This window comes from Algoriphagus sp., from assembly GCF_046296635.1.
Lineage (GTDB): Bacteria > Bacteroidota > Bacteroidia > Cytophagales > Cyclobacteriaceae > Algoriphagus.
Genome location: NZ_JBKBKZ010000049.1, coordinates 1 through 9447, shown reverse-complemented (window position 1 = coordinate 9447; position 9447 = coordinate 1). Strand labels below are relative to the sequence as shown.

Here is a 9447-nt window from a genome sequence, read left to right as displayed (position 1 = left end):
TCCCCTAAACAACCAGAATCCGGAGGCCGAGCGAAGTCGAGGCCATTTTGATTTACTGGCAAAGAAGCGGATATACAAATTTAGTAATCACCCATTTCAAAATATCTAGTTAAATCTGGGCAAGATTGAGGTTTTATAGGGTGATGCAAGCAGACTTGAAATTAACATTTTCCGCTCTGTAGAAAAAAGGAGTTGAAATAATTGATCATAAAAAAAGGGAGGCAAAAGCCTCCCTCTTATGTATTGTCACTACCAGGATTAGAATCCGGGATTTTGCTTAAGTATATCAGGTCCAACCAAATCAATTTGATTTTGAGGGATTGGAACCCACTTATATCTGTCTATGTACTTAGATCCACCAAGGGCAGATGTTAATTTTACACCATCATAAGCAAAGTAGAAGTCCAATTCAGCCTGTGCAGTGCCCCAACGCTGAAGGTCATAGAATCTATGTCCTTCCATTCCCAATTCAAGCAATCTTTCATGACGAACAGCGAGTCGTGCTGCATCAGCACTTGCAAATGGAGCACTATAAATGCTTATCACATAATTAGCTGCCATTGCACCACCGGTTCTCATCAATTTAGAATTGACTGCTCTATTTCTTACAAGGTTGATATATTCACGAGCTTTCTCCAATCCACCTGTTTCGATTTCTGCCTCAGCAGCCAACAAAAGCACATCAGCAAATCGAATGATCATGAAATTAATACCAGTGTAACCAGGAGTCCATGAAGAATTGTCTTGGAAAGTACCTTGCTCAGCTCTTTGATAGACATACTTCTTAGGAGAATATGGACCACCATTTGGTTGGTTTCGAATCCAAGCTTGACCTGGATGATCCATCCAATCCAAGTAAGGAATACCTCTCCTGCCTACCGTATGATCCAAACGTGGGTCTAAATTGCCAGCATCTGGAGTGAAAGCGGAACCTGAAGCAACTCCCATATCACTTTTCACTTCGTTTGCAGGAGAGTTGTAAGATTTGTCTAATAAAGGCAAACCATTCGCATTAGTCCTAAATGCATTTACGAAAGTAAAGCTTGGCTGGAAGAAACCGCAGCAGTTACCTGGGCCTGCAGGGCCGGTATTGTATGGGAAGTTCAAATCAAACTCAGGGTTAGCATTATTCACAGAACCTGTTCCTGCAGCTGCCTGATATGCCCAGACTGACTCCTGATGATTTTCTTTTGCTCCACGGAATACATCATCATAAAATGGAACTAGCCCATACTTCAGATTATTGGAGGTTCTTCCATTTTCGATCACATCAGTAAACAGCGTTTTAGCTTCGGCAAACTTCTTCTGATACATATAAACCTTCGCCAAATAAGCTTTTGCAGCCCACTGATTTACTCGACCTACTTGAGCTTGAGTTGCAGGAAGGTCTTTAACAGCATCCTGAAGGTCCTTTTCGATAAATGGCCAAAGTGACTTATCATTTTTAACTTCTTCCAAACCACTTCCATAATCTACTGTCTCGTCTATGTAAGGTGTTTTGTCGTAATCACGGGCCAATTCAAAGTAGAAATGAGCTCTAAGGAATTTAGCCTGCGAAGTCAATCTAATCTTGTCATTGGCAGTTACATCAGGCCCAGCTTTAGACAACAGTCTTAGCACATTGTTAGCTCTGGCAATACCTTCGTACGCAACATTGTATTTAGATCCCATCTCACCACTTTCAGAGTCATTTTCAAATCGCTGAATTGGATTTATTGTTGTGAAATCACCCGGGTCAGTACCTTTATTAGCCTCTCCCCCTCTAATACTCCCCCAAACCCAGTTGGAAGGAGATCCTAATCTGTTACCACGACCATTTACTTGGGAATATGCTGCAATCAAAGATGCATCAATCCCCGCCAAAGAACGAAGTTGGTTTTCTGACAACTGTCCAACTGGCGGTACGTCCAAGAACTCATCGCTACAGCTCACTGCTACCATCATCGCTGTGGATGCTAGTAGGGCTCCGATTTTTAATTTAAAGTTGTTCATTTGTTTTTAATCTATTATAGTTTCTATAACACGATTCATTTTAAGATGTTTGAGTTAGAAGCTCAGGTTTAAACCAAAAGTCCAACTGCGCGTAACTGGGTAGTTACCTACGTCTATACCGAAGGTCAAATCAGCATCACCACCAACCGCAGGGTCCAATCCACTGTAGCCAGTAATTGTAGCCAAGTTGTTAACAGAAGCAAAAACTCTTGCTCTTTCCATTTTCAACTTGCTAAGTACACTTGCAGGTGCTGAGTAGCCAAGTGTCAAGTTCTGAAATCTCAAATAGGAGCCATCTTCAATGTAGAAAGAATTGGCGACGTTTGAGTTAGAGAAGTTTGATACTCTTTCCACTACCGGTATCGTGGCATCCAAATTCTCAGGAGTCCAAGCATTTTTCAATCTGTTAGAAATGGCAGCTCCTTCAAATGTCTGGAAGAAGTCAGTAAACCACTTAGACTGATTCCATATTTCATTTCCAATAGAAGTGTACAAATAGGCAGATAAATCAAATCCTTTGTATCCAATGGTAAAGTTCATACCACCGGTAAAATCCGGAACTGGGTTACCCAAGAAAACCCGATCAGCAGGGGTGATTACACCATCACCATCTACATCTTCAAATTTAAAGCGACCTGGAGCCTTTCCTACTTGCTCCGCATGAGAATTTACATCCTCCTGATTTCTGAATAAACCAAGCACATTGTATCCAAAGAAAGAAGAAAGAGGTTGGCCTACTGCATTTCGGATTGGTTGGATACCTCTATAACTAGGGTTAACTGAGGTAATAAAGTCCAATCCCGGTGCAAGGTAAACAATCTCATTTTTCAATGTAGACCCAGTCACTGTCAATTCATACGTCAAGTCAGTGGTTAGGTTCCCTCTGGTACTTACCAAAATATCCAAGCCTCTATTTAGCATTTCACCTATGTTAACAGCAGGTGCTGCAGCATTTGATCCAGCAGTCAAAGGAATTGGAACTGTAAACAACAGGTCTTTAGTATCCTTTCTCCACCAGTCAAAGATCACATCCAAACGACCATTGAAGAAGGTACCGTCAAAACCGATATTTTGAGTTACGGCAGTTTCCCACTGTGCATTCGGGTTACCAATTCTTGATCTTCTGAAACCTATCTGAGCATTTGAGTTAGATCCCGTGATATCATAAGAAGAAGCTCCGATGTTACCTGCAAATAGCGAGAATTGATTGTTAGGATCTACGTTATTGGAGTTACCCATTTCACCATATCCACCTCGAATTTTCAAATCATCTATCCAAGTAGCACTTTGCATAAATGGCTCAGAAGAAAGTCTCCAAGCTGCGGAGAATGCTGGAAATACCCCATATCTTGCATTTGCACCGAATCTTGAAGAACCGTCACGTCTCAACACTGCACTTACAATATATTTATCATTATAAGTATATCTTATTTGTCCAAAATATGAAGAAAAGTTCACTCCCTTAAACTGGCCTGAGTTGACCTGTCTTGTACTTACCGGTAAGTTTGAAATAGTGATGAAGTCCGGATCTTCCGAGAAAGGATTTTGACCTACAGCGTTGATGTTTCTACCTGCTCCTGAATTTAAAGCTTCTTGACCTACTAACACATTGAAATCATGCTTGTCAATTTTCTTCTTGTAAGCAAGTGTGTTGGTGAAAGTCCATCCAAATGAGAATCCTCCTCCTTCACCGTATCCAAAAGCAGAGTTATTTTCAGAGTTCTCATACTGCAATCGGGTAAAGTTCCAGAAATAGTTGTTGTTGTACTGACCACCCGTAGACGTTCTGAAAGTCAAGTTGTCAATGATATCCCATTCTGCATAAATATTACCAAAGGCTGAGGCATTGAATCCTCTGTTATTTAGTTGACCTTCTCTGTTTGCGATTGGGCTTCTTGGATTATTGAAACCTCGGGCTGCAGTTCCTGCGTAGCCACCAAATTCGTCTCTAACGGGAATTATAGATGGCATACGGAAGGCCTGAAGAATATCATTTTCGTCATCAGAAATTCCACGTCCACCTGCACCACCTGTCTGACCCAATACCTGACGATAAGTTCCTTGGAAGTTTTGTCCAATTCTGATTCGCTTGGTTACATCAAACTCAGAATTGGCTCTCAAGGAGTATCTTTTGAATGAGTTACCGATCATAATACCCTCTTGATCTTGTACTCCAAAGCCAATGAAGTATCTCGATGACTCTGACCCCCCATTGAAGCCTAGTGAATGGCGCTGTAGAATGGCTGGTCTAGTTAATTCAGCATACCAATCTGTACCTTCTCCCGTGGCCGCTCTAGTGAGCTGCCTTACAGTTCCTCTAGAAGGATCGATATTGTACCATTCTCTCTGCTGCTCAATCTGTGCTGCTGAAAGTGGACCTGGCTGACCGGATAATGTGTTAAATGCTCCAGTAGTTGGGTTTCTGGTAATCACGCTCAAATAGTAAGGCATTACTGGAGTAGCTCCGGTACCAAATTGAGGATGTCCATAATTTGGAGCTCTGTTTAGTATTTGTGCGGTATTTCTCTCTGCAATCCAAGTGTAATCTGCATAGTCCTGAGGATTCATCATATCTATACCAACTCCTGGATCTGTGACACCAAACATACCGTTATAATCCACTCTCAACTTTTTGTTTCTTGCTCCACGCTTAGTAGTGTAAACGATTACACCGTTTGCAGCACGAGCACCATAGATAGAAGCAGCAGCAGCATCTTTCAACACTGTAACTGATTCGATGTCATCAGGATTTAGGAAGTCAGTTGAACCCGTTGGCAATCCATCCACAATGTACAATGGTTCGTTACCACCGAAGGCACCGAAACCACGAACACGGATGATTGATGAGGTACCTGGCTGACCATTTGTAATCACCGTCACACCCGAAACACGACCTTGTAGCGTCTGCTCAACGTTACCTGTAGGTATTATTGTCAAGTCTTTCGGATTGACTGTGGAGATCGCTCCGGTTGTTTCTCTTCTCGAATCGATAGAGTAACCGGTCACGACTAGTTCAGTAAGTGTTCTTTCATCCGGAGCCATTTTAATGTCAACGACACTTCGGGTACCTACTACCTGCTCGATTGCAGTGTAACCAATGAAAGAAAATACCAGGGTTGCCTGGTTATTTGGGACATTAAGGGAAAATTTTCCGTCAATATCCGTGGCTGTGCCGGTAGTAGTACCCTTCACAAGGACCGAAACCCCCGGGAGGCCTAATCCAAACTCATCTAGAACCGTACCCGTCACAGTCTTCTGCGCAAAGGCAGCACCGGCGGATAGGACTAAGAGCGTGAGGCACACGCTTAGAAATTTGTAAACTTTTTTCATAAACATAGATAGATTGGGTAACAAGATTAATCTCAAAAACTTATTTGTTAATTGATTATGCAATCGTTTGCGATTATTCTCAAAATTTTAACGATGAGAACACCTGATTATCAAGATTTCATCGCGATTTACCGTGGTCAAAAAGACCTGCTAAAGAAAAACCAGTAGGTTTGAGTGCATCTTCTGATGCTGTTTGAGAGTAGGATAATTTTAAGTAAAATAGATCATAGGCTTGAATTTTGGGTTTAATTGTTAATTCTTAACCCTCAATGTTAAATAATCTAAAACAATTTTCAAACACCTCAGTCCAAATTAAAAATTGATTTTTTCCAACTCTATGATAAAAAGCCGTATTCAAATCAGTGCAAAGTCGTGTAAAACGTAGTGAAAAATACATTTATTCAAAATAAAAGTTGCTTCATTGAGAATTCTTTAAAAAAACGAAACATTTTTAAAAATTCAGAAAAAAACGAAAATCAGTTTAACGATAATTCAGAGAAAAATTCTTTACTCTCCCGGAGCTCCTCAAAGAGCGGATCTTGGTAAGCTTTCTCGGATAACTGCCGATTTGCCTCTATTGCCTTCTTCAAGTGTATTAATGCAATCTCATTTTGACCACTGGCGGCCGCTATCATTGCTAGGCCATAAAACCCATATCCAAACATTCTTCCCTGAACCACGGACTCCTCAAATGCTATCGTAGCATTTACATAATCCTGAATCATATAATAGGCAAGTCCTTTATTAAAATAATCTCTTGGATCTGAAAATTTGTAGTCAAATCGAAGGGTTGCCAGCTTATAATCTCCTCTTACTATATCCAAAGCCCCTCTCAATGCTTCATTCCTTTGTTGAAAATCAGGATTTTGGCTGAGGGATGAAGCCTCAGAAAGCTTCAAATATGCCTCCCAATGGTCACCTTGTAGCGCTAGAACCTGACCTTGATTGTGAAAAGTATAAGGATTGGGATCTATCCGCTGAGCTTGGGTTAAAAGTCTGAGGGCCTCTTCCCACAGAATTTCTTTGGACTGCTGATCGAGTGTTCGTTGTGCCTGACGGATTCGCACCACCGCCATATTGTTATAGGGTAAAGCTGATCGAAAAAATTCTGTCATTTTAGAATAAATCACAGCCTTTTCTTCCAAACTCTGACTAGCTTCCGCAGCTAGGGCCCATTCTTCAAGTGTTAATCCATTTGTGCCATCTGTTTTCGAAAGTGCCTCTCTGAGCTTCATGGATTGCTGCATATCCAAACCTGTTCTTGGTTTGGCTTGGATTTCAATTTTAGCTACACGCAGCTTTGGATAGAGGTCTTGGGCAACTTGTGAGAAACCAGGCACTTTTTTCAGGCGCTCGTTTTGATCAAGGTAACTCTCCTGATTCATCAGAATTGTATAAAGCTCCTCTTTACGGTTTGTTGATATTCCTTTATAATCACCCAAAAGCAATCGAAGATCAAACCAATCGTTGCGACGAGAATCAATTTTTACCTTAGAATTTGGAAAAGCAACTATTCTTGTACCAAGTAATGTCTTTACAGATTCCGCACGGTTCATGCCCAAAGCACCATTTTTTCCTTCACCAGCTTCAGGGGATTGGATTCCAGTAATTTTTATTTCTTGTATATCTGGATTGGATGTAAGGAAGCTGTCTATTTCCTGAATAGCTTTCAGATTTTCTGCATTTGACTTATAGGTAAAAGATCCTAGGTCAAATTGCAAGGAAAAATCTTGAACCCGAACAATCTCCCTGTCATCAACACCTGAGGTAATAAACAGTCCAATTAGGGGAATCGGTTCGTCTGGATAGACCGCTCCTAATTTGACCATCAGTTGTGGTGTCATTACCCCTTTTGCAAGCACTTTCTTTTCAAAAGGCTCTTGACCTTCTCTTTTCCCTTGGTAAAAAGACAGCTCCAAGGTGCCCGCAGACATCCATGGCTCGTATTTTAGGGAGATTTTTTTTTCGTATGAATAATTTGAAACGTTCTTTTTTAATTCAACTGCCTCAAGATCCAGCTGACTTTTTTCACCTTTGAAAGAAATAAAGACTTTAGGGTTTTTGGGTGAAAGTACAGATTCTATGGGAATTGTGCCTTTTACTGAAAACCGAATGGAATCGCCTTCCAGCCTAAGTTTTTTGGGTATTAATTGAGCATCCTTCAGGAATTTATTTTCAGGCATTATTATTGGACCGCCAAATAAAAAATGAGGGGTAATTAAAACCACCCCTATCAGAGTTTTAAACAAACTTATAGTAAGTTGATTTAAAGAATTTAATATCATTTTGTAGTATTTTTAGCAATCTAATTCACCACAATCCATGGAAAAACTAAAATTATTCTTCGAAGAGCGTGCTTTTGGTGTTTGTTCACGCCTCGGAGAAAAACTGAATTTCCCTATTGACAGCATCCGGTTGTTCTTTATCTATTCCTCTTTCGTGACCATGGGGTCTCCAATCATCCTTTACGTAAGTATGGCAATGATGATGAAAATCCGCAAATATTTCCGAAAAATGAATAATCCTGTACTTTTTGATTAAACCCGAAATATTCATTAGAAAATCTACTGCGGATTCTAATGCATAATCCGGGTTAAAGCTGACTGAAGAGACGCTTTCTCAAAATCAGAGAATTCCAAAATATTAATCGAACAGGGCCTGAGGTGGAAATTTCCATTTCAGGCTTTTTTATTGTTTTTTCCAATAGTCCAATTCTATTCCAGAAATCTCGATAGCCTCTGAAGATCGCAAGAGCAAATTCTTTCTCCCCTTTCACCAAATAACCAAGAGCGGCTGCCAATTCAAAGCCACTTTTAGCCAGAATTATTCCAAAAAAATTAAAACCACTAACATTTTTATAAATCATGCTTAGACTGTTTCGGATATTAAGATAAAGTTTCCTTGGACTGGAACGATCCAAAGTCGCTCCACCTTGATGAAAAACTGTCACCGAACCTAAGTACCCGATTTTACGCCCTGACACACGCAATCTCCAACACAGATCGATCTCTTCCATGTGCGCAAAAAAATGTGCATCAAATCCCCCTTGATCAAAAAAATCACTCGCTCTGATGGCCAAACAAGCACCCGAAGCCCAGTCTACCTGAACTTCATCATCATATTGTCCATGATCCGATTCCAATGTATTCCAAATCCTTCCCCGGCAATAGGGATAGCCTAAACCATCCAAAAAACCTCCACCGGCACCTGCATAGTCAAAAGTTGTGCGGTCCTGCCAGGAAAGAATTTTGGGTTGAAGAGCAGCGTAATCCGGATTTTTTTCAAACCAATTAATCAAACTTGAATCCCATCTCTGAGTGACTTCAACATCAGAATTAAGTAAAATAAAAAATTCGTAATGACCTCTTATTTGTTCCAATCCCCAGTTGTACCCACCCGCGTAACCAAAGTTTGATTTTAAAGTGATTAAGCGGACATCGGGAAAGGTTTCTTTCAAAAATTCAACTGAATCATCCGTGCTTGCATTGTCAATGATCCAAATCTCGAACTCACTGTGACTGATCACAGAGGGTAAGAAAGTAGGCAAAACTTGCCTACCGTTGAAATTTAAAATGACAATTGCCGCCTCCTTCATCCGAACATACTTCCCAAGTCCATACCCGGGATATTTGGGATCATACCTTCAGTAGCAGTTTTCATTTCAGCTTTGATCTTAAAATCTATGGCCTCCATCGCTTTGTTGGTAGCCGCCACAATCAAGTCGCTGAGCATTTCTTTGTCGCTGGCATTGACCAAGGACTCGTCCATTTCGATTTTCATGACCTTTCGATCACCATTGACCAAGACTTTGACCATCCCGGCACCTGCTTCACCTTCCGCAGTCAAGTGAACCAGTCGAGCCTGAGTTTCTTTTATTTTCGCCTGGGCCTCTTTCACTTTACCCATCATTCCCATTATATCAAACATAGCTATTGCGTTTTTTAATTATTTATGTTGAAAACTTTAATTATGATCCAAAATTTTATATCTCTTCATAACTATAAAACCTAGTTTTAAAAGCTATATAAATTTTTGTGTGTATCCGCTTCTTTGCCAGTAAATCAAAATGACCTCGACTTCGCTCGGCCTCCGGATTCTGATTGTTTAGGGGAGGGGAGGAATATG

The 9447-nt window shown here is 40.6% G+C and carries 6 protein-coding genes; 1 reads left to right on the top strand and 5 read right to left on the bottom strand.

All coding sequences use genetic code 11. The features are described from left to right. Positions 1–258: 258 nt before the first annotated feature. From ACK4HU_RS21830 to ACK4HU_RS21820, 3 genes are all read right to left on the bottom strand, one after another. Complete coding sequence (locus ACK4HU_RS21830; RefSeq protein WP_409810292.1) at positions 259–1992, bottom strand: RagB/SusD family nutrient uptake outer membrane protein; 1734 nt, start codon at positions 1990–1992, stop codon at positions 259–261. A 54-nt stretch (positions 1993–2046) separates the two neighbouring features. Then, positions 2047–5328, bottom strand: a complete 3282-nt coding sequence (locus tag ACK4HU_RS21825; protein WP_409810289.1) for a SusC/RagA family TonB-linked outer membrane protein — start codon at positions 5326–5328, stop codon at positions 2047–2049. A gap of 470 nt (positions 5329–5798) precedes the next feature. Further along, a complete protein-coding gene (locus ACK4HU_RS21820) occupies positions 5799–7505 on the bottom strand; it encodes a TPR end-of-group domain-containing protein (RefSeq protein WP_409810286.1) in 1707 nt (568 codons plus the stop codon). 139 nt (positions 7506–7644) lie between these two features. Between ACK4HU_RS21820 and ACK4HU_RS21815 the strand changes: the two genes are divergently transcribed. Then, on the top strand, positions 7645–7863 hold the full coding sequence (locus ACK4HU_RS21815; RefSeq protein ID WP_103924754.1) for a PspC domain-containing protein: 219 nt from the start codon (positions 7645–7647) through the stop codon (positions 7861–7863). A 52-nt stretch (positions 7864–7915) separates the two neighbouring features. Here ACK4HU_RS21815 and ACK4HU_RS21810 read toward each other — a convergent pair whose 3' ends face one another. Together ACK4HU_RS21810 and ACK4HU_RS21805 are read right to left on the bottom strand one after the other, a co-directional pair. Then, positions 7916–8917, bottom strand: coding sequence for a glycosyltransferase family 2 protein (locus tag ACK4HU_RS21810; RefSeq protein WP_409810283.1), 1002 nt, complete (start codon positions 8915–8917; stop codon positions 7916–7918). Continuing rightward, positions 8914–9249 (bottom strand): YbaB/EbfC family nucleoid-associated protein, encoded by a 336-nt coding sequence (locus tag ACK4HU_RS21805; RefSeq protein WP_409810280.1) that lies wholly within the window; start codon positions 9247–9249, stop codon positions 8914–8916. Before ACK4HU_RS21805 ends, ACK4HU_RS21810 begins: the two co-directional genes overlap by 4 nt. Positions 9250–9447: the final 198 nt, after the last annotated feature.